This window comes from Faecalibacterium prausnitzii (genome assembly GCF_003287405.1).
GTDB lineage: Bacteria > Bacillota > Clostridia > Oscillospirales > Ruminococcaceae > Faecalibacterium > Faecalibacterium intestinale.
This window is the reverse complement of sequence record NZ_PRLD01000008.1, coordinates 104146-126977: the sequence shown is the minus strand read 5'-3', so window position 1 is coordinate 126977 and position 22832 is coordinate 104146. Positions and strand designations below refer to the sequence as shown.

General features: G+C 58.8%; 19 protein-coding genes, 1 tRNA gene and 1 riboswitch. Of the genes, 10 read left to right on the top strand and 10 right to left on the bottom strand.

Going from position 1 to position 22832, the window contains the following annotated elements; genetic code table 11:
- Positions 1 to 262 precede the first annotated feature (262 nt).
- The 4 genes from C4N24_RS09465 to C4N24_RS09450 form a co-directional block, all read right to left on the bottom strand.
- On the bottom strand, positions 263 to 1480 hold the full coding sequence (locus tag C4N24_RS09465) for an iron-containing alcohol dehydrogenase (RefSeq protein WP_112091204.1): 1218 nt from the start codon (positions 1478 to 1480) through the stop codon (positions 263 to 265).
- A 220-nt stretch (positions 1481 to 1700) separates the two neighbouring features.
- Positions 1701 to 1776, bottom strand: a tRNA-Thr gene (locus C4N24_RS09460).
- 348 nt (positions 1777 to 2124) lie between these two features.
- Complete coding sequence (locus C4N24_RS09455) at positions 2125 to 2790, bottom strand: hypothetical protein (protein WP_112091203.1); 666 nt, start codon at positions 2788 to 2790, stop codon at positions 2125 to 2127.
- Positions 2791 to 2915: 125 nt separating this feature from the next.
- Positions 2916 to 4610 carry a M3 family oligoendopeptidase gene (locus tag C4N24_RS09450; protein WP_112091202.1) on the bottom strand — a complete coding sequence of 565 codons (1695 nt, stop codon included), beginning with the start codon at positions 4608 to 4610 and terminating at the stop codon, positions 2916 to 2918.
- A gap of 202 nt (positions 4611 to 4812) precedes the next feature.
- Positions 4813 to 4909: riboswitch (THF riboswitch) on the top strand.
- A 150-nt stretch (positions 4910 to 5059) separates the two neighbouring features.
- Here C4N24_RS09450 and C4N24_RS09445 point away from each other — a divergent pair.
- Positions 5060 to 5572 carry a folate family ECF transporter S component gene (locus C4N24_RS09445; RefSeq protein WP_055186242.1) on the top strand — a complete coding sequence of 171 codons (513 nt, stop codon included), beginning with the start codon at positions 5060 to 5062 and terminating at the stop codon, positions 5570 to 5572.
- Positions 5573 to 6080: 508 nt separating this feature from the next.
- Positions 6081 to 7352 carry a bifunctional folylpolyglutamate synthase/dihydrofolate synthase gene (locus tag C4N24_RS09440; protein WP_112091201.1) on the top strand — a complete coding sequence of 424 codons (1272 nt, stop codon included), beginning with the start codon at positions 6081 to 6083 and terminating at the stop codon, positions 7350 to 7352.
- Between the two features lie 83 nt (positions 7353 to 7435).
- Here C4N24_RS09440 and C4N24_RS09435 read toward each other — a convergent pair whose 3' ends face one another.
- The 3 genes from C4N24_RS09435 to C4N24_RS09425 all read right to left on the bottom strand — a co-directional run bounded on the left by C4N24_RS09435 (position 7436) and on the right by C4N24_RS09425 (position 9407).
- On the bottom strand, positions 7436 to 7975 hold the full coding sequence (locus C4N24_RS09435) for a hypothetical protein (protein WP_242983230.1): 540 nt from the start codon (positions 7973 to 7975) through the stop codon (positions 7436 to 7438).
- Positions 7950 to 8411 carry a DUF4430 domain-containing protein gene (locus C4N24_RS09430; protein ID WP_112091199.1) on the bottom strand — a complete coding sequence of 154 codons (462 nt, stop codon included), beginning with the start codon at positions 8409 to 8411 and terminating at the stop codon, positions 7950 to 7952. Before C4N24_RS09430 ends, C4N24_RS09435 begins: the two co-directional genes overlap by 26 nt.
- A gap of 75 nt (positions 8412 to 8486) precedes the next feature.
- Positions 8487 to 9407 carry an ROK family protein gene (locus C4N24_RS09425; RefSeq protein ID WP_112091198.1) on the bottom strand — a complete coding sequence of 307 codons (921 nt, stop codon included), beginning with the start codon at positions 9405 to 9407 and terminating at the stop codon, positions 8487 to 8489.
- 180 nt (positions 9408 to 9587) lie between these two features.
- On the opposite strand from C4N24_RS09425, the gene rlmD reads away from it, so the two are divergent.
- The 3 genes from rlmD (at position 9588) to C4N24_RS09410 (ending at position 12653) form a co-directional block, all read left to right on the top strand.
- Complete coding sequence (gene rlmD / locus C4N24_RS09420) at positions 9588 to 10772, top strand: 23S rRNA (uracil(1939)-C(5))-methyltransferase RlmD (protein WP_112091197.1); 1185 nt, start codon at positions 9588 to 9590, stop codon at positions 10770 to 10772.
- Positions 10773 to 10978: 206 nt separating this feature from the next.
- Entirely contained in the window at positions 10979 to 12097 is a 1119-nt protein-coding gene (locus C4N24_RS09415; protein ID WP_112091196.1) for a GGDEF domain-containing protein, read from the top strand.
- A 37-nt stretch (positions 12098 to 12134) separates the two neighbouring features.
- Complete coding sequence (locus C4N24_RS09410; protein ID WP_112091195.1) at positions 12135 to 12653, top strand: hypothetical protein; 519 nt, start codon at positions 12135 to 12137, stop codon at positions 12651 to 12653.
- A 171-nt stretch (positions 12654 to 12824) separates the two neighbouring features.
- Here the strand turns inward: C4N24_RS09410 and C4N24_RS09405 are convergent, their stop codons facing one another.
- Positions 12825 to 13361 (bottom strand): phosphatase PAP2 family protein, encoded by a 537-nt coding sequence (locus C4N24_RS09405; protein ID WP_112091194.1) that lies wholly within the window; start codon positions 13359 to 13361, stop codon positions 12825 to 12827.
- Positions 13362 to 13453: 92 nt separating this feature from the next.
- A complete protein-coding gene (locus tag C4N24_RS09400; protein WP_112091193.1) occupies positions 13454 to 14440 on the bottom strand; it encodes a carbohydrate kinase family protein in 987 nt (328 codons plus the stop codon).
- Positions 14441 to 14623: 183 nt separating this feature from the next.
- On the opposite strand from C4N24_RS09400, the gene C4N24_RS09395 reads away from it, so the two are divergent.
- Complete coding sequence (locus C4N24_RS09395; protein WP_112091192.1) at positions 14624 to 15925, top strand: MATE family efflux transporter; 1302 nt, start codon at positions 14624 to 14626, stop codon at positions 15923 to 15925.
- On the opposite strand, the gene C4N24_RS09390 is transcribed toward C4N24_RS09395, so the two are convergent.
- Positions 15922 to 16767 (bottom strand): helix-turn-helix domain-containing protein, encoded by an 846-nt coding sequence (locus tag C4N24_RS09390; protein ID WP_112091191.1) that lies wholly within the window; start codon positions 16765 to 16767, stop codon positions 15922 to 15924. The genes C4N24_RS09395 and C4N24_RS09390 overlap by 4 nt on opposite strands.
- A gap of 124 nt (positions 16768 to 16891) precedes the next feature.
- Between C4N24_RS09390 and C4N24_RS09385 the strand changes: the two genes are divergently transcribed.
- The 4 genes from C4N24_RS09385 (at position 16892) to C4N24_RS09370 (ending at position 22501) form a co-directional block, all read left to right on the top strand.
- On the top strand, positions 16892 to 18007 hold the full coding sequence (locus C4N24_RS09385; protein ID WP_112091190.1) for an ABC transporter ATP-binding protein: 1116 nt from the start codon (positions 16892 to 16894) through the stop codon (positions 18005 to 18007).
- A gap of 199 nt (positions 18008 to 18206) precedes the next feature.
- The gene (locus tag C4N24_RS09380) at positions 18207 to 18689 is read left to right on the top strand and encodes a MarR family winged helix-turn-helix transcriptional regulator (RefSeq protein WP_112091189.1); all 483 of its coding nucleotides are present in this window, start codon (positions 18207 to 18209) and stop codon (positions 18687 to 18689) included.
- A 141-nt stretch (positions 18690 to 18830) separates the two neighbouring features.
- Positions 18831 to 20582 (top strand): ABC transporter ATP-binding protein, encoded by a 1752-nt coding sequence (locus C4N24_RS09375; RefSeq protein WP_112091188.1) that lies wholly within the window; start codon positions 18831 to 18833, stop codon positions 20580 to 20582.
- Complete coding sequence (locus C4N24_RS09370) at positions 20582 to 22501, top strand: ABC transporter ATP-binding protein (RefSeq protein ID WP_112091187.1); 1920 nt, start codon at positions 20582 to 20584, stop codon at positions 22499 to 22501. The genes C4N24_RS09375 and C4N24_RS09370 overlap by 1 nt, the downstream gene beginning before the upstream one ends.
- Positions 22502 to 22832 lie beyond the last annotated feature (331 nt).

Here is a 22832-nt window from a genome sequence, read left to right as displayed (position 1 = left end):
GCACTGCGCGCCTTTGTTGCCCTATGTATACCGAAAAGTGGTGTACTGAATGTTGATATATTATTAATATTTTATGAACGAGTGTGCGAATGGCCTGTTTTAATCAACAAAACATATTTTTGCGTCAAGTTATTACGCTCTGGATAGGATACAACAGAGGAATACCTGCAGCCTGTGCCGGAAAAGGCAAAAGCCCCGCAGGGCACTGTGCACTGCGGGGCCTTTGCGCATAGGGAAGGAGGTGTAATAAAGAAAGGATAGATCAGAAATCCACCTCAGTATCGTAGTAGCAGCACTTGAGCAGCTTTTCCATCTCTTCCTGACTGGGCTGGCGGGGGTTAGAGCCGGTGCAGGCGTCAGCGATGGCGTTCTTGGCGATCTCGGGCAGACGCTCGAGGAACACATTCTCCGGCACAAAGCCCTGCTCCGTGGGGTAGGAGTCCGGGCCGTAGTGCTGGATGCAGTGGGGGATGTTCAGCGCATCGTTCATGCCGCGCAGGTACTCGATGAGCAAGCCGACCTTTTCGTCATCGTTTGCGCCGCCCAGCTTCATCTCGTCCGCGATGACGCCGTAGCGCTTTTTGGCTTCGGGATCCTTGGCGTTGAAGGCAATGACCTTGGGCAGGTACATGGCGTTGGCAGCGCCGTGGATGATGTGTGCGCCGTAGTCTGCAAAGGCAGCGCCGGTCTTGTGTGCCATGGAGTGCACGATGCCCAGCAGCGCGTTGGAGAAGGCCATACCGGCAAGGCACTGGGCGTTGTGCATGGAGTCGCGCTTGGACATATCGCCATTGTAGCTGTCCACCAGATCGCCCTGGATCATGCGGATGGCAAAGATGGCCAGAGGATCGGTGTAGTCGCAGTGTGCGGTGGAAACGTAAGCCTCCACGGCATGGGTCATGGCGTCCATACCGGTGTGGGCAACCAGCTTTTTGGGCATGGTCTCAGCAAGATCCGGGTCAACGATGGCCACGTCCGGGGTGATCTCGAAGTCTGCGATGGGGTACTTGATGCCCTTCTGGTAGTCGGTGATGATGGAGAAGGCGGTCACCTCGGTGGCAGTGCCGGAGGTGGAGGAAATGGCGCAGAAGTGTGCCTTGCGGCGCAGCGGCGGGATGCCGAACACCTTGCACATCTCCTCAAAGGTGATCTCGGGGTACTCGTACTTGATCCACATGGCCTTGGCTGCATCGATGGGAGAGCCGCCGCCCATAGCGATGATCCAGTCGGGCTCAAACTTCAGCATGGCTTCGGCACCGCGCATGACGGTTTCCACAGAGGGATCGGGTTCGATGCCCTCGAACAGCTCCACCTCCATGCCGGCTTCCTTCAGGTATTCCACCGCACGATCCAGGAAGCCGAAGCGCTTCATGGAGCCGCCGCCGACACAGATCATTGCCTTTTTGCCGGTGAAGGACTTCAGCGCTTCCAAAGCGCCCTTGCCATGGTACAGATCACGGGGCAAAGTAAAACGAGCCATAATGTAAACCTCCAAAAATATCACGGCACACGCAGCGCTGTACCGTAGTTTGTTATTATGTTAATTGTATAACAATTTGGAGATGGCTGCAATTGACGTACCGGGAGAAAAAGTCGTTCTATTTTGGGCGGAATCCACAAACAGAAGGATGCAACAGCCGGCAGCACTGGAAAAACACAAAAAAACACCCCGAAATCCTAAGACTTCAGGGTGTCTGAGCTGGAGCTGCTATCCAGATTCGAACTGGAGACCTCATCCTTACCAAGGATGCGCTCTACCAACTGAGCTATAGCAGCACATCACAGCTCGATTAGTATAGCACAGGTTGACCTGCTTTGCAAGCGTTTTTTTGCAAAAAATAAAATTTTTGAAAAAATGGCTGTATGCGGGCAGCATCCTCGCCCTCTCAGTCAATGCCTATCGGCCTTGCCAGCTCCCCCAAAGTGGGAGCCCTTGGCAGTCCACGCAAACTTCATCTCTTTGCCAAGGCCTCTCCCTTTGGGAGAGGTGGATTTGCGAAGCAAAGACGAAGAGGGCGAGCTCGCTGGCAAGAAAGCATCGACAGTAGATATTTGCTGTTCATATTTTGCGCAAAAAAGCCCCGGAGCATCCGCAGACGCTCCGGGGACTTGTGTAAATTGCGGTTACTTTGCCAGACTGGTCAGGATGGAGTCGCACTGCTCCACGGTGGAGGAGAGCATCAGGTTGTAGGCGGTGACCATCTCCTGAATGGCGGTGCGGTTCTCCTTGGTCAGGGCGTAGCTCTGGGTGGTGCCGTTCCGCCCAACGAACACGGCGGTGACGCTCTTGGCGTTCAGCCACTCGCTCAGCCAGCTGATCTCGTCGTCGCTCAGCTGGAACAGCTCCAGATCGAACCAGCAGCCCAGATCCTGATCATAGCCGCCGTACTCTTCATCACAGGTGAAGGTATACATATTATCATCGGCAGTCACATTGACCGTCTTGATGTCCAGCTTCTTGCTGCCTGCATAGGTCAGGATCATGTTAAAGGCAATGCCGTCGTCCTGTACGAACATATAGGGGTACAGCCCGCAGGATTTTTTTGCCATGCTGGCCTGCTCCTGCGGAGAGGAAAGATCCCAGCCGCCGGTCTCCTCGTCGTAGGTGACGGTGAACTTGGAAAAAGCAGCCTTGAGCTCGGCATCACTGGGGGAGGCGTTGGTGGTCTCTGCCGCAGCGGGAGCAGCGGGCAGCGCGGGCGCAGCCGCCGCTGCAGCCATGCCGCCGCACAGCATGGTCGCAGCGCATAAACCGGCCGCAATACGCCGGAACAAACGGGAAGATCTCATAAGTCAGTTCTCCTTTCCATTTTCGAAGGGGGATTTCTGGTTTCAGTATATCGCAGCCCGGCGGAAAAGCAAGAAAACTGACACGAAACGCCCTGACGCTGTAACGAAACGACTTTCGCTTGCCTTTAGCCCACCTGATGCTCCTCCAGCCAGCGGGTCATCTGCTGGGCGATGCCCTTGACGCTGCCCTCCGCAAAGGGTACCTTCAGCCCGGCGGTCTGCAGCAGCTCGGTGTAGCTGGCAAGCCCGGCGCGGCGCACCAGCTTGAGGTAGCGCTGCCATGCGTCCTTGTGGTCGTCAAGGCTCAGCAGGAAGAACTGCAGCGCTGCCATGGTGGACAGGCAGTAGTCGATATAGTAGAAGGGGCACTCATAGATGTGCAGCTGGCGCTGCCACCCGGCGCCGCGGCCGTAGAAGGGCAGGTTGTCAAAGTCGATCCACGGGCGGTACTTCTTTTCCAGCTTGAGCCACTCGGCGTTGCGCTGGTCGGGGGTCAGGTCGGGATTCTGGTACATGATGTGCTGGAACTCGTCCACGGCGCAGCCGTAGGCAAGGAACACAAAGCTGTCCTCGGCGTGGAGCAGGGAATATTTCTCGGTGTCCTTGCCGAACAGCAGGTGGTGCCACGGCGCGGTGAGGAACTCCATGGCCATGGAGTGGATCTCGGCGCTTTCCATGGCAGGGCATTCCAGATCGGCGGGCACGTTGGGGTCGCGCTCGGCCACATAGCCCTCAAAGGCATGGCCGCACTCGTGGGTCAGCACGTCCACATCGCCGGAGGTATCGTTCCAGTTGGCAAAGATGAAGGGCGCTTTGTAGCTGGGCAGGCTGGTCATGTAACCGCCGGACATCTTGCCGGGACGGCTTTCCACATCGAACAGCTCGTTGTCCTGCATAAAGTCGATGAACTCGGCGGTCTCGGGGCTCAGCTCGTGGTACATGGTGCGGGCGGCGTCCATGCGTGCCTGATAGCCCGGGATGGGCTTGGGGTTGCCGTCCTTGAAGATGATGGGCAGGTCGGTGAAGGTGGGGTGAGTGATGCCGGTGCGCTTGGCGCGCATGGCCATCACCTTTTGCAGCTCGGGCACAACGTCCCTTGCCACCTGATCCCGGAAGGCCTGAATTTCAGCCTGACCGTAGCCGATGCGGTTCATGCGCACATAGGAAAGCTCACTGTAGTCCTTATAGCCCAGCACCTGCGCCTGCTGGTTCAGGTTCTTGACGATCTTGGTGTACAATGCGTCCAGCTCGTCCCGGTGGGCGTCAAAGTAACCGGCCTCGGCTTCGTAGGCGGCGCGGCGCACGGCGGGGTCCAGATCCTCCTTGTAGGGGCCCAGCTGGGGGATGGTCAGCTGCTTGCCGTCCAGTTCCACCAGCGCACCGCCGTAGATCTGCTGGTACTGGCTGACCAGCGCGTTGAACTGCTGCTGCAATTCAACGGTGCGGTCGTCCATGCCCAGCACAGCGTTCTTCATACCGGCTACACAGGTGGTGCCGAAGTGTTCGGTGAGCGCTTCCACATAGGGGTTTGCCAGAAACGCCCGGCTGATCTCCACACTGGCGTTGGTCACGGCAGGGCCGTTGGCATCAAAAAAGTCCTGCTCGGCCTTCCAGTAGGCATCGCGGGTGTCGCAGGTGTAGTGGATGTTCGCCAGCTGGGAGGCGGTGGTGTAGTCTGCAAAGGCGCGGCTCTGCTCGTAGTACACCTGAATGAGGGCATCGCCGTCCTGCGCATCGGCGGCCTTGGCAGCCAGCTGTTTGCACCGTGCCAGCAGGGCATCGATGTCCGGGCGGGTATAGGTCATTTCGCTGAATTTCATGGAAAATTTCCTTTCCGGGGCAGTTCCCCCTTTGGTATCTTGTGTTCATCTTACCACGTTCTGAGCCAAAAGAAAAGAGGAAGACAGGCGGGCAAAAGTCCTATGTTTATACAACACTGCCAAAAATAAAAACGCTCCTTTGGCAAAGATGTCTGTTTGAGCGCTTGCAGTGCGGTAAAAAAAGGATTATAATGGCATCATCAACAGAGTAAGACCCTGCGCGTTAAGTGCCGCATCAACGGGGAGTTGTGCTGCGGACGAAGGTATTGACCGCGGTGCAGGGTCTGCATCCCGCTGCTGCATGGACTTGGGTGCAGGCGAGAGCCGTCTGCGGTTTTTGCCCGGAAGTGAATGTTGTTGGAATTCACGCCCTCCTTTGTGCGGTCTGTCACAGGGGAGGGCGTTTTTTGCGTCCTGCCTGCTGTTCCTTTTTAAGGAGGACAACTACGATGAACGACAAAAAAACTTCTGCGCGTACCCTGACCATGCTGGCTTTGCTGGTGGCTATGAGCATCGTGTTCAGCCGGGTGCTGAGCATCTCCACCGGCTTCGTCCGGTTCAATCTGGGCAGTCTGCCGGTGCTGCTGGCGGCGGTGGTGTTTGGCCCCGGCGCAGGCTTTGCGGTGGGCGCAGTGGCCGATATCATCGGCGGTGTGCTGGCGGGCTACGCCATCAACCCGCTGATCACCTTGGGCGCGGGTGCCATCGGCTTGGTGGCGGGCTTTGCGTGGCAGAAGCTGAGCAGCCTTTCCACAAATTTGCGGCTTGCAGCCAGCGTGCTGCTGGGGCACTTTGTAGGCTCCATGGTCATCACCTCGCTGGCGCTGCGCCTGTTTTACGGCTATCCGTGGGCAACGCTGGCAGTGCGCATCCCCAACGCCCTCATCCTGAGCGCTGTGAACGTTGTGCTGCTGCGCATCCTGCTGGAAAACCGCAGCCTGATGAAGCTGGCAAAGAAGTAAGAAAACTGAGAAAACCCTCTCAGGCGGGGGATGTTCTCTTTTGACACCAAAAGAGAACCAGAAAAGTGCCAGCGATTTCGACGCGCTGGAGCCACGAAAAAGGGGCTGCTCGCCCCTTTTAACCCCAAAGGGGTGGGCTACACCGGAAAAAACTGAAGATTCACGCCTGTTCGGCGTGAAGATCTTTTAACCGTTTTTTCCGGCTCCGCCGATTCAAAGCCCCTCAGTCGCTGCGCGACAGCTCCCCCCGGGGGAGCAAGCGCGCCCGCAAACTTTCCGGTTAAGCCAGAAACTTTCCCGCTATGCCAAAGGCTCCCTCTCAGAGGGAGCTGTCAAAACCGTCAGGTTTTGACTGAGGGAGCTCGTTCCCAAACCCCTACCGTGAAAATGCGTTTGGAGCGCTCCGCAGAGCGCTCCAAACGCGAAATATAAATAGTGATTCCGCTATTTATGCGCAGAGCGAAGCGGAGCGCATTCCAAATCGTGATCTTGAATCGAGGCAGTATCTATGAACTACGAACAGGCAATGGAATACATCCACGCGGTGCAGTGGGCGGGGCATAAGCCCGGGCTTACCCGCACCCGCACCCTGCTGGCTGCACTGGGCGACCCGCACAAAAAGCTGCAATTCGTCCATGTGGCGGGCACCAACGGCAAGGGCAGTACGGCGGCAATGCTGGCTTCCTGCCTGCAAGCCGCCGGTTACCGGGTGGGACTGTATACCTCGCCCTTCATCAACCGGTTCAACGAGCGCATCCAGATCAACGGGCAGCAGATCCCGGACGAGGCGCTGGTGGAGCTGGTGGAGCAGGTAAAGCCTGCCGCCGATGCCATGGAGGACGTGCCCACCGAGTTCGAGATCATCACCGCACTGGGAATGCTCTATTTTGCGCAGCAGCAGTGCGATATCGTAGTGCTGGAGGTGGGACTTGGCGGCACGCTGGATTCTACCAATGTCATCGAAACGCCCGCCTGCGCGGTGATCACCGCACTGGGCATGGATCACGTCAAGGAGCTTGGCCCTACGCTGGCGGATATCGCCGCTGCCAAGGCCGGCATCATCAAGCCGGGCTGCCCGGTGGTGAGCTACGGCGGCGCACCGGAAGCAGACGCCGTGCTGCGCCGGGTGGCGGCGCAGCAGAATGCGCCCCTTACCGAGGTGGATTTTGCCAAGCTGCAGATCACCGGCGGGGATCTGGACGCAGTCACCTTCAGCTTTGACGGGCTGGACGGGGTGCGCCTGCCGCTTATCGGCAGCTATCAGCCCCGCAACGCCGCGCTGGCTATTACCGCCCTGCGGGTGCTGCGGCAGCACGGCTGGAACATCCCGGAAAGCGCCATCCGCACCGGGTTGGAGCAGGTGAGCTGGCCCGGGCGCTTTGAGCTGCTGCGCCACAGCCCGACCTTTGTGCTGGACGGCAGCCACAACGCCCACGGGATGCGCGCCACGGTGCAGAGCCTGAAAGACCGCTTCCCCGGGCAGAAATTCGTCTTTCTGGTCAGCATCATGGCAGATAAAGACGTGGACGAGATGTTGGCGCTGTTGGCACCGCTGGCTGAGCGGTTCGTGACCGTGACGGCGCACAACCCCCGCGCCATGCCGGCGCAGACGCTGGCGGAGCATATCCGCGCCTACGGCTGCACCGCCGAGGCTGCGGACAGCATCGAAGCCGGTGTGGCGCGTGCGGAAGAACTGGGCGGCGAAGGCCCGGTATGCGCACTGGGTACGCTGTATTTCTCCGGTGATGTCCGGCAGGCGTTTGCCCGCCTGAATGTGTAACGATGCAGAAAAAATATTTTTGAATACAAGCAGAGCCGGACAGCCCGCGGGCTGTCCGGCTCTGCATTTTTATAAAGAAAATATTAGATCCGCAGCTGCTTTTTTGCCATTTGCAGCGCACGGCGCAGCGGGCGGTAGAGCAGCAGCATCAGCACAAAGTTGCCAACGCCGTGCAGCGCATCGTAGCTCAGGCCGCTGAGCCACCAGCTCAGGGCAAAGGCGGGCGTTTTGGCAAACAGATACACCGCCGCGCACAGCCCGCCGAAGCACAGGCCGTACAGCCCGCTGAGCACCGCCCAGAAAAAGGCGTAGTCCATGCGGCGCAGCAGCCATGCCAGCAGCGCCAGCAGATACCACACATACAGGTACATCACCCACCACAGGCCAAAGCCGTACAGCACGCCCTGCAGCAGGATAAATACCGTGATAGCGCCGGGCGTCTCCCGGGGCAGTTCCAGCGCAAACAGGATGATGAGCAGGCTTACCGGCTCCAGATTGGGCAGACCGCTCATGGCTTGCTTGCTCACCACCAGCAGCGCACCCATCAGGCCGCTGAGCACCAGCCGCAACACCCGAGTGTGCAGCGCCACCGGCTTTTTAGCCCTTGGTGTAGGTAAAGGCATAGCTGTCACCGTCGTGGAGTTCGATGTCTGCCACGCCCACCGTGGTCATCTCACCGGCAGCATCGGTCAGGCACCACCAAGCCTGATCTTTATTATAGTCGGCGGTCTCGCCGTTCACGGTGGTCACAAAGCCGGCATCGGCTTCTTCCTGACTGATGATACCGGCCTTGGCCAGTGCGGTGCTCAGCTTTTCGCCGTCGGTCACGTTCAGCAGAACGCTGGATACGCTGCCGTCCGCAGCGGTAACGGTGAACTCCACCGTGGCCTGTGTCTCGGCGGCAGCGGAAGAAGCAACCTCAGAAGCGGCCACAGAAGAAGCCACGGAGGAAGCTGCGCTGGAAGCGGTAGAGGACGCAGAAGCGCCGCAGCCTGCCAGCAGGCAGACGGACAGCACAGCACTGAGGGCCAGGGCAGCAAATTTATGCAGAGTGTTCATGGTTCAAGATCTCCTTGTTTCGTGTTTTGTGTGCAGAGCGCACGGCAGATATAGTACCATGAAACCGGCTGAAAATCAACGTTTTTTCTGCATAGCTTCAAAATATGCGGCGGCGACGCCTACCTGATTGGCCTCACTGGAAAAGGCGCAGGGCACGATCTGGCAGCGGGGCAAGCCCTCCATGTAAGCTTGTCCCGCCCGGGAGGCGTACAGTCCATTGTAGGCGCTGCGCAGGCTTTCCAGCAGCAGGGGCTGCTTGCTGATGCCGCCGCCGATGGCCACCTTTTCCACATCCAGCAGAACGGTCAGGTTGTAGATCTGCACCGCCACCGCATGACAGAACCGTTGCAGCACCTCCAGCGCTTCCGGCTCCCCGGCGTTGGCGGCAGCAAAAAAGCTGCGTCCGTCCAGCGGGGCGTCCTCCGGCAGCGCCTTGCGGGCGCGGTACCATTTAAGCAGATTGCTGGTGCTGCACTGGCAGGCCATGTTCTGGTCCGGGGCGTCCCACGCTTCGGCGTTGGTGTTGACAAAGCTGTACTCCCCGGCGGTAAAGTGCACCCCGCGCACCAGCTGCCCGTTGGCAATGATGCCGCCGCCCACGCCGGTGCCGATGATGAACACCGCCGCGTTGCAGCAGTCCTTCAGCGCGCCGTTTGCCAGCTCTGCCATGGCGGCGGCCTTGCCGTCGTTTTCCAGGATAACAGGGCAGCCGCATTTTTCTGCCAGCAGCTGCCCCACCGGGGTGGCGGTATTGTACAGCAGCGCCCCGCCGTTGGACACATAGCCGGTGCGGTTATCCACAAAGCCCGGCAACGCCATGGCAATGCCGCTCACCTCGTCCTTATGGGGCGCATACAGCCGGTAGACTGCATCCAGAAACTGCGCCTGCGTATCCTGCGGCGTGGGCACCGCGCCGCTGTCCGTGCGGTGCATCTGCTCATCCATGACCGAGTATTTGATCTCGGTTCCGCCTACATCAAAAACCATGATCTTCATCTTGTAACCCTCCCGTAAACGGTCGTTTTCTGTCCCTATTATGGCAAATCAGCGCGGGAAAGTAAAGACCCGGCAGTAAAAATGAAAACTGTAAAAATCGCCCCGCCTTGCAGTTGCAATCCACCCTGCCCTGTGATATCCTGAAAGGAGAGTATCTATTATATAAAGGAAGAAACTGCCATGGATTGCAAACTGCGTGCCAAAAACTGCGGCGGCTGCCCCCTGCTGGGGCTGGACTATGCCGCGCAGCTGAAACAGAAGGAAGAAAAAGTGCGGGCTCTTTTGGGCAAATACGGCCCGGTGCACCCCATCCGGGGCATGGAGCAGCCCTACCACTACCGCAATAAGGTGATCTCCACCTTTGCCCCCGGCTGGGGTGGAAAGCTGACCTCCGGCATCTACGCGGCAAACAGCCATAAGGTGCTGCCGGTGGAAAGCTGCCTGCTGCAGGACGAAGTGCTGGACAAGACCATGCAGGCGGTGCGGGCTGCCGCTAACGTCTGCCGCTACCAGCCCTACGATGAGGACAAGGGCACCGGACTTGTGCGCCACTGCCTGCTGCGGCGGGGCGTAGCCACCGGGCAGGTGATGGTGGTGCTGGTGACGGCGCAGCCGGTGCTGCCGGGCGCAAAGAACTTTGTCAAGGCGCTGCTGGCCGAAGCAGCGCAGCGCGGCGTGACCGTGACCACCGTGGTGCAGAACGTGAACAGCCGCAAGACCAGCGTGGTGCTGGGCGAAGCGGAAAAGGTGCTGTACGGCAAGGGGTTCATTCTGGACACCCTTTGCGGCAAGACCTACGCCATCAGCCCGCGCAGCTTTTATCAGGTGAACCCGGCGCAGACCGCCGTATTGTACGGCCTTGCTGTGGAAGCCGCAAAACTGACCGGCAAAGAGGTGGTGCTGGACGCCTACTGCGGCATCGGCACCATCGGACTGACCGCCGCCGACCATGCAAAGCAGGTGGTGGGCGTGGAACTGAACCGGGACGCTGTGCAGGATGCCATTGGCAACGCAAAGCACAACGGCGTAAAGAACGCCCGCTTCTTTGCTGCCGACGCCACCCGCTGGATCAGTGAAGCCGCCGCAGCAGGGGAGAAGGCAGACGTGATCTTTATGGACCCCCCGCGCGAGGGCTCTACTCCGGAATTCCTTGCCAGCGTGGCGCGTATGGCACCCAAGCGTGTGGTTTATGTCAGCTGCAACCCCGTCACCCTTGCCCGCGACCTTGTCACTCTGACAAAGCTGGGCTATAAGGCCGAGGGCTTTACCCCGGTGGATATGTTCCCGCATACGGAGCATATCGAGACGGTATGCGCATTGTCCAAACTGGATATCCACGGCAAAAAGCCGTCCGGGAGACGTTGAAGCTTTTTTATCGCGAGTCAAAAAAATGGTGTGACATTCAAACAGCATATTTGCGATATGCAATGCAACGCTGTTGCATTAAAAAGTTGAATTGCTAGTTGAATGAAAATAAGCGGTTCCCGGTTGAGAAAAGTTTTGCGGAGTGATATACTAATATTGTATGTACCCGGACAGGGGTGTCAGTTCACAGAGCGAGATAATTTGTAATGGATGGCTATTTCTTTATTTTAACGACCATTGATCTTTTTGTGCTTGGCTTTATGTGCCTTCTTACAAAGCTGAGCGAATCTTTGAATAAAAAGCAGAAGCGCGGGTTCTTTCTGGCCTTTGCGCTGATCGCGGCGATCTCGGTGCTGGAGGTCATCACCATTGTGGTAGACGGCACACCGCCGGGCTACCGCTGGCTGAATATTTTGTCCAACTATCTGGGCTTCGGGCTGACACCGGCGGTGGCGCTGTGCCTTGTATATGTGCTGGACAAAAAATCCGTCATCCGGCGCGGGTTCAAGGCAGCGGTCTGCTGCGAGGGTGTGTATCTGCTTTTTCTGGCGGCAACGCTGCCCTATGGGCCGGTGTTCTCGGTGAGCAGGGAGAACCTCTACGCCCGGGGTGAGTACTTCTATATTTATGTCGTTATGTATTACGTCTCCATGCTGTACCTTATGGTGGCTACGGTGCGTACGGCGGCGGTCTTTCAGAACCGCAGCCGCACGCTGATCTACCCGCTGATCCTTTTTCTGGGCGCGGAGACTGTGATCCAGATCGCGCTGCCGGCGCTGCACGTCACATGGCTGTGCGTCACGTTGCTGTCGGTGCTGTATTATATCTATTGCAGCGAGATGTGGAACCAGCTGGACGCGCTGACCGGACTTTTGAACCAGAACAGCTACCTGAACCGCACCGCCGAGATGCGCCGCAGCGGCGGGGTGCTGGTGGTGTTCGATGTGGATGACTTCAAGCAGATCAACGACCGCTACGGCCATTTACAGGGGGACGTCTGCCTTGCCGAGATCGCAGACTGCATCAAAAAAGCCTATGCCCGCTGCGGCTACTGCTACCGCATTGGCGGCGATGAATTCTGCGTGCTGCTGAAGGACGAAGCAAGCGAAGCCTGCTGCGCAGCAACGCTGCAAGCTCTGCTGGCAGAACGGCGCAAGACGCTTGCCATTTTGCCAACGGTCTCCCTTGGCTCTGCCGTCTTTTCCGGGGAGGACGTGGTCGCAGTGAAGGACCGTGCCGACCGCGCGCTCTACTGTGCTAAAAAGGAACAGAAGGCCCGCGCCGCAGCGGCAAAGCCCGCAGACGACAGCGAGCAGACAGCTTGAAATTCTGCCCGAACAACGGATAAACGGAGGAACACCGATGAACACAGACTGGAACAGCCCGCAGGGCGATTTTGATACTGCTGAAAAGCAGGGGGAACTGCTGATGCTGCTCAGCCGACAGCAGGTCACCGTGCACACATGGGACGACCCGGACTTTGACTATATGGAAGAGCAGGATCTGGCGCTGGTGGTGCAAAGCCCCTCCGGCACAGAGGATCTGCTCATTGAGCTGTGCGGGGAGTTCTCGGTGTTTTTTGAAAAGTGGCATGGCGAGTACGCCGCCACCGCCGAGGGCTACGCGCAGCTGCAGCAGGACATCACCGCCATTCTGGACGGCAAAGCGGGCGCGCTGAGTCTGTACACGGAGAACGGCTGGCAGGGCACGGTGCTGTGCACCGAGCTGCCCGGCGCAGAGGACGCCGGAGCCGCTGCGGTGCTCAAGCGCTGCTGGCAGACGGCAAAGCCGGACACCGCCCTGCCTGCGGGCAGTCGGCTGGAACTGGTGTGCTGGGACCCGGCACAGAACCGGAAAGCGCAGCTCCCGGCGGAGGAATAATTTTAAGTGGGACGATTTGGAATATCCGCCGCTTGTGCTCTGGATATTTTCAGCGGAAAAATTATTATAAAATAGAACAAGCCCGGAAAGTCTGCGGACTTTCCGGGCTTGCATTTTCACAGGAGGGGTCGCAGAGGGAAACGGCAGTTGCAATAAAAGACATACGAATTTTTATACGATTCGTTGTTTCTCTTTGTGATTCGCCACATAGTTTGCGATTGCGGAAGCCGCAGCGCCCAAAACGATGCCCAGCACTGCGCCGCCGAGGATATCGGTGGGGAAGTGCACATAGAGGTACAACCGGGTAAAGGCGATAAAGGCTGCCAGCACCAGCGCGGGTGCGCCCAGCTTCCGGTTTTGCAGCCAGAGCGCGTAGGCTGCCGCCACCCCGGAGGCAGTGTGCCCGGAGGGGAAGGAGTGCCCGTGCGGACGCGCCACCAGCATGGTGATGGAGGTGTTGAGATCACAGGGGCGGGGGCGGGCGAACAGCGGCTTGAGGAAGAAGTGCCCCGCCGCCATGTACAGCACCAGCGCCACCGCCATGGCAAAGCCCGCTTTGCGGGTGCGCCGGAAGAGCAGAAGCAGCAGGGTGAACGCGATCCAGATCTCGCCGTGAGCACCGGCGTAATCAAAAAAGATGGAAACTGCGTTCATTACCGGGTTGCGGAACTGGTACAGCCAGTCCAGAAAAGCAAACTCAAAGGGCATGGGTTCCTCCTTTTGGGCGGTGAAAGAGCGGATTTTTTATACAATATAGCATATAAATATTAAAAAATACAGAATGCGCTGTAAATTTGCCTTTATGGCAGGGAAAAATCGGCCTCCGGCTGCTCCATCTGCTCCAAGGTGGGGTAGCTGTCGATGGCGCCGTGGTGCTGCACGCTGATAGCGCAGAAGCGGTTGGAAAAAATCAGATACTCGGTCAGGCGCTTGCGGGAAAGCTTTGGCAGCTCGGCGGCGGTCACGCCGTCCCGCTGCAGCTGCCACAAAAACGAGCCGATAAAGCCGTCTCCCGCGCCAGCGGTGTCCACCGCCGCCACCTTGGGGCTGCGGGCATGGGCGCTGGCGGTGCGGGTATAGGCGCGGGCACCCTTGCTGCCGCAGGTGTACAGTACCAGCTGCACATCTCCGGTAAAGAGCGCGGGCAGCGCGGCTTCAATATCCTCCGTGCCGGTGAGGAAGGGCAGCTCCTCGTCCGAAAGCTTCAGGATATGGGTCAGGGGGAGAAACTGCCACACGGTCTGGCGCAGCTGCTCCCGGTCCGGCCAGAGAGGGAAGCGGAGATTGGGGTCAAAGCTGAGGATGGCTCCCGCCTCCCGCGCGGCAGTAATGGCAGCCAGATGGGCGTAGCGCATGGGACTGTCCACCAGCGAGACGCTGCAAAAATGCAGGGCAAAGGCCTGCGAGAACCAGCCCGGATCGATCTGCTCCGGGGCGTACAGCAGGTCTGCGGAGGGCTTGCGGCAGAAGCTGAAGGTGCGCTCGCCGTTTTCTGCTAAGCTGACGAAGGCCAGCGCGGTGCTGGCTTTGCTGGTAAATTCCAGATGGGAAAGCTCCACGCCGCATCCAGCCAGCGCCCGGGCAATCTTGTGGCCAAAGGGGTCGTCGCCCAGCTGGCTCAGCAGCGCACTGCGCCCGCCCAGCCGGGCAGCGGCGGCACAGACATTGGCCGGAGCGCCGCCCACCCGGGGGCTGAAGGCGGGTACTTCGTCAAAGCTGCACCCCACCCGGGAGGGGATCATATCGATCAGCGCTTCGCCGATGGAAAATAAGATCCTGTCGGACATAGGGCTTCTTCCTTTCTGCATACAGGTGTGCCGCAAGGTGCGGCAGTGTACAGTATACACCCGCAGGGCGCTGTGCGCAACTGCTTCTTTTATACGGTAATGGGCGGGTTTTGCGGTTGACTTGCAGCGGCAGATATGCTACAATTTCCAGACGTATGCAACAACAGGAAAAGGAAAAAGTGTATGGATCTGACAAAACAGTTCTTTAAATATGTCTCGCAGAATATTTTCGGCCTGCTGGGCACTTCGTGCTATATTCTGGCCGATACCTATTTTATTGCGCAGGCTGCCGGCACAGACGGCGTTACCCTGCTCAACCTCTGCCTGCCCATCTACAACTTTATTTTTGCCATTGGCTCCATGATCGCGCTGGGCTCGGCGACCCGCTACGCCATTGCCAAGGCACAGAACGATGCCCGGGGACAGCGGTATTTTTCCAACGCCATCCTGTGCGCTGTACTGGCGTCCATCCCGTGGATGCTGGCGGGTGTCTTTGCGCCCGGGACGCTGCTGCGGCTTATGGGCGGCGATGCGGGCATCGTGGCACTGGGCATCCCCTACGCCCGCATTTTTCTGCTGTTCACCCCGTTTTTTATGTGCAACTACATCGTGTCGGCCTTTGTCCGCAACGACGGCGACCCCTCCCTTGCCATGGTGGCGACGTTGAGCGGCAGTCTGTTCAACGTGGTGTTCGACTATATCTTCATGTTCCCCCTAGGGCTGGGGCTGGCCGGTGCGGCGCTGGCAACGGCGGTGTCGCCTATCATCAGCATCACCATTTGCAGTCGTCACTTCTTTAAAAAGGAGAACACCCTGCAATTCGTGCGGCAGCTGCCCTCGGCAAGGCTGCTGGGGCAGAGCTGTCAGCTGGGCATCTCCGGCTTTGTGGGCGAGCTTTCCTCCGGCGTGACCACCACGGTGTTCAACTTTCTGCTGCTGGGGCTGGCGGGTAACGTGGGCGTAGCAGCCTACGGCGTGGTGGCAAACTTTGCGCTGGTGGCTACCGCCATCTTCAACGGCGTGGCGCAGGGCGCACAGCCGCTGGTGAGCCGCTGCTACGGTCAGAACGACCACGCCGGGGCGCGGAAGCTGCTGCTGCTGGGCAGCGGCACTGTGCTGGTGCTGGCGGCGGTGCTGTACGCTGCGGTGTTCGGCCTGACCGATACCTTTGTAAGCTGGTTCAACAGCGAGAACTCGGCGCAGATGGCGCAGTACGCCCACACCGGGATGCGGATGTACTTTGTGGGCTACTTCTTTGCGGGCTTCAACATCATGGCGGCGGGCTATCTGAGCGCCATGAACCGCCCGGCGGAGGCTTCCATCACCTCCATCTGCCGGGGCATGGTGGCCATCGTGGCCTGTTCGCTGGTGCTCAGCGCGGTGTTTGGGATGCCGGGCGTATGGGCGGCATTCCCGGCTTCGGAACTGCTCACCGCGCTGCTGACCCTGTTTCTGCTGCGCAGAAAAGAGAGCGGAAAAGCTTAAATATACATCTCCTGTTCCCGCATGGTCTCCTCGGGTGTAAGCCCGGCCTGTGCGGCGCGACCGGTCAGTGCCCGCCATTGTGCAGGGGACTGGCCGGTTTCTTTTTTGAATACCCGGCACAGGTAGTTGGCCCCGGAAAAGCCGCACAGGCTTGCCACCACGTCCAGCGTGTACTCCCGGTGCAGCAGCAGCCGCTGTGCGGCTTCGATGCGCACGGTGGTCAGGTACTTGCCCGGCGGCACGCCTACGGCGGCGGTAAAGGTGCGCACCAGATGGCTTTTGGAGACGCCCAGCCGCTCGCTGAGCTCCTCCACGCCGTACAGCCCGGCATAGTTGGCGCGGATATCCTCAATGGCGGCCTGCACCAGCGGCGGCAGGGCTGGCGCGGCGCTGTCGGCATCCGCCAACTCACACAGCAGGGCAAAGGCCAGCTGGCTGCGGGCACGGCTGTGGGTGGGCTTTTCCTCGGCAAGCCGCCCCATCAGCTCAGCGGCGGCAGGGCAGGTCTCGCCTTTGGCAAGGTAGGGCAGCTCCCGCAGGCCGTTTAAAAACTGCGTGCTGGCCTGTCCGGTCAGCTGGACGCACAACAGGTGGCAGTTGTCCTCCGGGGTCAGGGTGAGCGGGGCACGGCTCAAGATCAGATGCCCCGCCGCAGCGGACTGCGGCGGCAGCACCAGCACAGAGCCGGCGGGCGCGGCAGACGCCCCGGGCAGGGAAGCCGTGCATCTGCCGCTGGAAACAAGGCAGACCCACAGCCCCTCGCCGGTCAGGGTGCGGGGCGCGGAAAGCTGCACATCCAGCAGCGCAGCCGGTGCGGCGATGGTGTTCCAGTCAAACAGCAATATCTGACACCTCTAATCAATAAAATGCTATTTTATATCACAAAATTATCTGTTATTATAGTACCAACGAAACAACACGCCGTCAAGGGCGTGAAACACCAAATATTTACGGAGGATAACGATTATGGCTTCCATTAGCTGCCAGCACATCTACAAGATCTATCCGGGCGCAACTGCCCCGTCTGTTACCGACTTCAACTTGGAGATCCAGGATAAGGAATTCATCATCTTCGTCGGCCCTTCTGGCTGCGGCAAGTCCACCACCCTGCGTATGATCGCCGGTCTGGAGGAGATCTCCAAGGGCGAGATGTACATCGGCGGCCGTCTGATCAACGACGTTCCCCCGAAGGATCGTGATATCGCCATGGTGTTCCAGAGCTACGCTCTGTACCCCCACATGACCGTTTACAAGAACATCGCTTTCGGTCTGGAACTGCGCAAGACCCCGAAGGACGAGATCGACAAGCGCGTGCACGAGGCTGCTAAGATCCTGGAGATCGAGCACCTGCTGGACCGCAAGCCCAAGGCTCTGTCCGGTGGTCAGCGTCAGCGTGTTGCTCTGGGTCGTGCAATGGTTCGTAACCCGGCAGTCTTCCTGCTGGACGAGCCCCTGTCCAACCTGGATGCTAAGCTGCGTACCTCCATGCGTACCGAGATCATCAAGCTGCACAAGAAGCTGGCTACCACCTTCATCTACGTTACCCACGACCAGACCGAGGCTATGACCATGGGCGACCGTATCGTTGTCATGAAGGACGGCATCATCCAGCAGGTCGATACCCCGCAGAACCTGTACGATATGCCCTGCAATATGTTCGTTGCAGGCTTCATCGGCAGCCCCCAGATGAACTTCCTGGACGGCACCCTGATCAAGAAGGGCGATCTGTACGGTGTTGATCTGGGCGGCGACGTGATCCCCCTGCCCAAGGAAAAGACCGCCGACGGCAAGCTGGATTCCTACGTTGGCAAGAAGATCAAGATGGGCGTCCGTCCCGAGGATATCGACGACGAGCCCGAGTTTATGGCAAAGCACACCGACTGCCAGCTGGATGCTCAGGTCGATGTTTCCGAAATGATGGGCGCTGAGATCTACCTGTATCTGGAGTACAAGGGCAACAAGATGACCGCCCGCGTTGCTCCCACCTCCAAGGCTCGCAACGGAGACACCGTCCGCGTCGCTTTCGATCCCCACAAGATCCACCTGTTCGACATCGAGACCGAGCTGACCATCCTGAACTAAGACTTAGCAAAGATCATTTTTGATCCTCCTATCATACGAAAGACCGCCGAAGGGAAACCGTCGGCGGTCTTTTGTTTCGGTGCAGCCTGCCTGCCCCAAAACCTTGCGCTGTCCTCTTGACAATCGGTGCGGGCACGGTTAAAATATGTACTGTATCAAACAGTTTCACATCGAACAACTTGAACAGAGGAAAAACATTATGTGTACACAGCACCCTATTGAAGAGCACTGCAAGCTGGACCCGCCGTGGGATGGGCCGCAGGTCATTCCCGCCCAGCTGCGCCGGGTGGATAACCTGATCTTCCGCAGGCTGAACCAGTTTTCCCGCGCCAACGGGGTAGAGCAGACCACCCCCATGCACGGGTGGATCATCGAGTATCTCTACCGCCACCGGGACGAGCCGGTGTTCCAGCGGGACATCGAGCGGGAGTTTTCCATCACCCGCTCCACCGTGACCAACATTTTGCAGCTGATGGAGCGCAAGGGCTACATCCAGCGGCTGAACGTGCCGCAGGATGCCCGGCTCAAGCAGCTGGTTTTGACCGAGGAGGGCATCCAACGGCACGAAAAGACCCTGCTTTCCTTCCACCAGACCGACGATTATGTGGCCGGACTGCTGACCGAGGAGGAGAACGCAGAGCTGCTGCGGCTGCTGAACAAGCTGCGGGAGGCGTTAAAATAACGACCTTTTCCGTCAAAGCGCCGAAAAAAGGCTTGTTAGATTAGTAATTATGAACATTTTACGAAACGTCTTGACATTTAAATTGTTTTGTATAAAATTGTTTTGTAACAAACAAATAAATTCAAACAGGAGGGAACTCAGATGATCAAAAAGCTTGTGTCGCATCTGGGCGAGTATAAAGCCGCCTCGATCAAGACACCGCTCTTTGCGGCTCTGGAAGCCATTATGGATGTGCTGCTGCCCACCATCATGGCCTTTATCATCGACCAGGGCATTGAAAAGGGCGATATGAACGCCATCATCCGCTATGGCCTGCTTACCTTTCTGGTGGCAGCCATTGCGCTGGTGCTGGGCGTGCTGGCGGGCAAATACGCCGCCGAGGCATCCACCGGCTTTGCCGGAAATCTGCGCGATGCCATGTATGAAAATATCCAGCATTATTCTTTTTCCAACATCGACAAATTCTCCACGGCAGGTCTTGTCACCCGCATGACCACCGACGTGACCAACGTGCAGAACGCCTTCCAGATGATTTTGCGGATGTGCGTGCGCGCTCCGGTGCATCTGGTGTTTGCCATGTTCATGGCCGTGGTCATCGGCGGCCCGCTGTCGCTGGTGTTCGTGGTGGCGGTGGTTTTTCTGGTGGCGGTGCTGGCTGCCATTATGATCCCCACCTTCCACATCTTTGACCGGGTGTTCAAGAACTATGATAACCTCAACGCCTCGGTGCAGGAGAACGTTTCTGCCATCCGCGTGGTCAAGAGCTTTGTGCGCGAGGGCTTTGAAAACGAAAAATACACTGCCGCCTGCGAGAGCCTGTATAAGCAGTTCGTCAACGCGGAAAGCCGCCTGAGCTTCAATAACCCCGCCATGCTGGTGGCAGTGTACGGCTGCAACATCGCGCTGAGCTGGTTCGGCGCAAAGTATGTGCTGCACGGTGCCATTACCACCGGCCAGCTGAATGCCCTGTTCGGCTATATCATGAACATCCTCATGGCACTGATGATGCTGAGCATGGCCTTTGTCATGATCGCCATGTCCGCCGCCTCTGCCAAGCGTATCGTGGAGGTGCTGGACGAGCACACCGACCTGCCCCCGGCAAAGCAGCCGGTGCAGCAGGTAGCAGACGGCAGCATCCAGTTTGACCATGTTACCTTCAAGTATAAGCACGGCAGCGGCCAGCCGGTGCTGAACGATATCAGCTTTACCATCCAACCCGGCGAGACGCTGGGCATCATCGGCGGCACCGGCAGTGCAAAATCCAGTCTGGTGCAGCTGATCCCCCGTCTGTACGATGCCGAGAGCGGCACCGTGCGGGTGGGCGGCGTGGACGTGCGGGATTATAACCTTGACGTGCTGCGCCGCGAGGTCTCCATGGTGCTGCAGAAGAACGTGCTGTTCAGCGGCACCATTCTGGACAACCTCCGCTGGGGCGATGCCAACGCCACCGAGGAAGAGTGCATCCGCATGGCAAAGCTGGCCTGCGCGGATGAATTCATCCAGCGCTTCCCGGATAAGTACAATACATGGATCGAGCAGGGCGGCTCCAACGTGTCCGGCGGCCAGAAGCAGCGCCTGACCATCGCCCGCGCCCTGCTGCGCAAGCCCAAAGTGCTGATCCTTGATGACTCCACCAGCGCCGTGGACACCGCGACCGATGCCAAGATCCGCAAGGCCTTCCGGGAAGAGATCCCCGGCACGACCAAAATCATCATTGCACAGCGTATCTCCTCGGTGCAGGATGCAGACCGCATTCTGGTGCTGGATAACGGCCAGATCAACGGTCTGGGCACCCATGCGGAGCTGCTGGCGACCAACGCCATCTATCAGGAGGTCTACAACAGCCAGACGCAGGGCGGCGGCGATTTTGACAAGCAGGGAGGTGCGCAGTAATGGCAGTAAAAGAAGTACATGGCCCCGGCCCGCGGGGCGCACGGGGGCCGCGCCCCAAGGTGGAAAACCCGGGCAAGCTGCTGAAGCGCATTATGGATGAGGTGTTCCGCAACTATCTGCCCCACTGCATCCTTGTGCTGATCTGCATTGTGGTCAGCGCGCTGGCCAATGTGCAGGCCAGCCTGTTCTTGCAGACTTTGATGGACGATTACATCGTGCCCATGACCCGCCAGCAGGACCCCAGCTTTGCACCGCTGGCCGGTGCACTGGTGCGGATGTGCTGCATCTACCTTGTGGGCATTCTGGCCGCATGGGCCAACGCCCGCATCATGGTCAACGTAACGCAGGGCACGCTGCGCAATCTGCGCACCAAGCTGTTCACCCACATGGAAAGCCTGCCCATCCGGTATTTTGACACCCATCCCCACGGCGATATCATGTCCGTGTACACCAACGATGTGGATACCCTGCGCCAGATGCTCAGCCAGAGCATCCCGCAGCTGGTGTCCAGCGTCATCACCATCGTGTCGGTGTTCTTCAGTATGTGTATGCTCAGCTGGCAGCTGACCATCGTTACCATGCTCATGGTGGCGCTGATGCTGTTCTGCTCCAAGCAGATCGCAAAAAGCTCTTCCAAGTACTTCATCCAGCAGCAGCGGGATCTGGGCAAGGTGAACGGCTACATCGAGGAGATGATGGAAGGCCAGAAGGTGGTCAAGGTGTTCACCCACGAGCAGCAGACCCTTGCCGGCTTCCGTGAGTTGAACGACCAGCTGAAGGAAAGCGCCAAGCAGGCCAACGCCTTCTCCAACATTATGATGCCGGTCAACGCCCAGCTGGGCAACATCAGCTATGCCATCTGCGCACTGACTGGTGCAGCCATGGCTGTGGGCGGCGTTAGCGGCATGACCCTTGGCACCGTGGTGGCTTTCCTCAGCCTGAACAAGGGCTTCAATATGCCCATCAGTCAGGTGTCCATGCAGGCCAACAGCGTCATCATGGCACTGGCCGGTGCCGAGCGCATCTTCAAGATGATGGACGAGCCCAGCGAGACCGACGAGGGCTATGTGACGCTGGTGAACGCCAAGTACGACCGCAACGACCAGCTGGTGGAGACGAACGAGCGCACCGGCATCTGGGCGTGGAAGCACCCCCACCACGATGGCACTACCACCTACCACAAGCTGGCGGGCGATATCACCTTTACGGACGTGGACTTTGGCTATGTGCCGGAAAAGACGGTGCTGCACGACATCAACCTGTACGGCCGTCCGGGGCAGAAGATCGCCTTTGTCGGCTCTACCGGTGCGGGCAAGACTACCATCACCAACCTGATCAACCGTTTCTACGATATTCAGGAGGGCAAGATCCGCTATGACGGCATCAACATCCATAAGATCAAAAAAGCCGACCTGCGCCGCTCACTGGGCATCGTGCTGCAGGACACCCACCTGTTTACCGGCACGGTGATGGAGAACATCCGCTACGGACGGCTGGAGGCCACCGATGAGGAGTGCATCGCCGCCGCCCGTCTTGCCAACGCCGACGGCTTTATCAAGCGTCTGCCGGAGGGCTATAACACCATGCTGACCGGCGATGGCGCCAACCTCTCACAGGGACAGCGCCAGCTGCTTGCCATTGCCCGCGCAGCCGTGGCAGACCCGCCGGTGCTGATTTTGGACGAGGCGACCTCCTCCATTGATACCCGCACCGAAGCGCTGGTGCAGCGCGGTATGGACGGCCTGATGTACGGCCGCACCAGCTTTGTCATCGCGCACCGCCTGTCCACCGTCCGCAATGCAGACTGCATCGTGGTGCTGGAGCAGGGCCGCATCATCGAGCGCGGCAGCCACGATGAATTGATCGCCAAAAAGGGCAAGTATTACCAGCTTTATACCGGTAATCTGGCCGAAAACTAAGCAATTTCCAACCTTCTCACAAAGCCGCCGCACAGCTATGCCGCCGTGTGGCGGCTCTTTTTATCTCCCGTGAAAATGTTTTTTTTAGCGTGCTCGCCCTCTCCGTCATCGCTATGCGATGCCACCTCTCCCAAAGGGAGAGACCTTGGCAAAGAGATGAAGTTTGCGAGGACTGCCAAAGGCTCTCCCTTTGGGAGAGCTGGCGCGTAGCGCCTGAGAGGGCGAGGATGCTTCACACCGCGGCGGCCATTCAAAATCGTCCGCTCCCCGGTATACAAACGCCCCGGGCTGTGCTAGAATGGAGCAAACGAGTAGAAAAGGCTGGTGAGTG

Coding starts and splice junctions, on each gene's coding strand:
- C4N24_RS09465 (WP_112091204.1), bottom strand. CDS start 1,480: ATGGCTCGTTTTACTTTGCCCCGTGATCTGTACCATGGCAAGGGCGCT.
- C4N24_RS09455 (WP_112091203.1), bottom strand. CDS start 2,790: ATGAGATCTTCCCGTTTGTTCCGGCGTATTGCGGCCGGTTTATGCGCT.
- C4N24_RS09450 (WP_112091202.1), bottom strand. CDS start 4,610: ATGAAATTCAGCGAAATGACCTATACCCGCCCGGACATCGATGCCCTG.
- C4N24_RS09445 (WP_055186242.1), top strand. CDS start 5,060: ATGAACGACAAAAAAACTTCTGCGCGTACCCTGACCATGCTGGCTTTG.
- C4N24_RS09440 (WP_112091201.1), top strand. CDS start 6,081: ATGAACTACGAACAGGCAATGGAATACATCCACGCGGTGCAGTGGGCG.
- C4N24_RS09435 (WP_242983230.1), bottom strand. CDS start 7,975: ATGCCTTTACCTACACCAAGGGCTAAAAAGCCGGTGGCGCTGCACACT.
- C4N24_RS09430 (WP_112091199.1), bottom strand. CDS start 8,411: ATGAACACTCTGCATAAATTTGCTGCCCTGGCCCTCAGTGCTGTGCTG.
- C4N24_RS09425 (WP_112091198.1), bottom strand. CDS start 9,407: ATGAAGATCATGGTTTTTGATGTAGGCGGAACCGAGATCAAATACTCG.
- rlmD (WP_112091197.1), top strand. CDS start 9,588: ATGGATTGCAAACTGCGTGCCAAAAACTGCGGCGGCTGCCCCCTGCTG.
- C4N24_RS09415 (WP_112091196.1), top strand. CDS start 10,979: ATGGATGGCTATTTCTTTATTTTAACGACCATTGATCTTTTTGTGCTT.
- C4N24_RS09410 (WP_112091195.1), top strand. CDS start 12,135: ATGAACACAGACTGGAACAGCCCGCAGGGCGATTTTGATACTGCTGAA.
- C4N24_RS09405 (WP_112091194.1), bottom strand. CDS start 13,361: ATGCCCTTTGAGTTTGCTTTTCTGGACTGGCTGTACCAGTTCCGCAAC.
- C4N24_RS09400 (WP_112091193.1), bottom strand. CDS start 14,440: ATGTCCGACAGGATCTTATTTTCCATCGGCGAAGCGCTGATCGATATG.
- C4N24_RS09395 (WP_112091192.1), top strand. CDS start 14,624: ATGGATCTGACAAAACAGTTCTTTAAATATGTCTCGCAGAATATTTTC.
- C4N24_RS09385 (WP_112091190.1), top strand. CDS start 16,892: ATGGCTTCCATTAGCTGCCAGCACATCTACAAGATCTATCCGGGCGCA.
- C4N24_RS09380 (WP_112091189.1), top strand. CDS start 18,207: ATGTGTACACAGCACCCTATTGAAGAGCACTGCAAGCTGGACCCGCCG.
- C4N24_RS09375 (WP_112091188.1), top strand. CDS start 18,831: ATGATCAAAAAGCTTGTGTCGCATCTGGGCGAGTATAAAGCCGCCTCG.
- C4N24_RS09370 (WP_112091187.1), top strand. CDS start 20,582: ATGGCAGTAAAAGAAGTACATGGCCCCGGCCCGCGGGGCGCACGGGGG.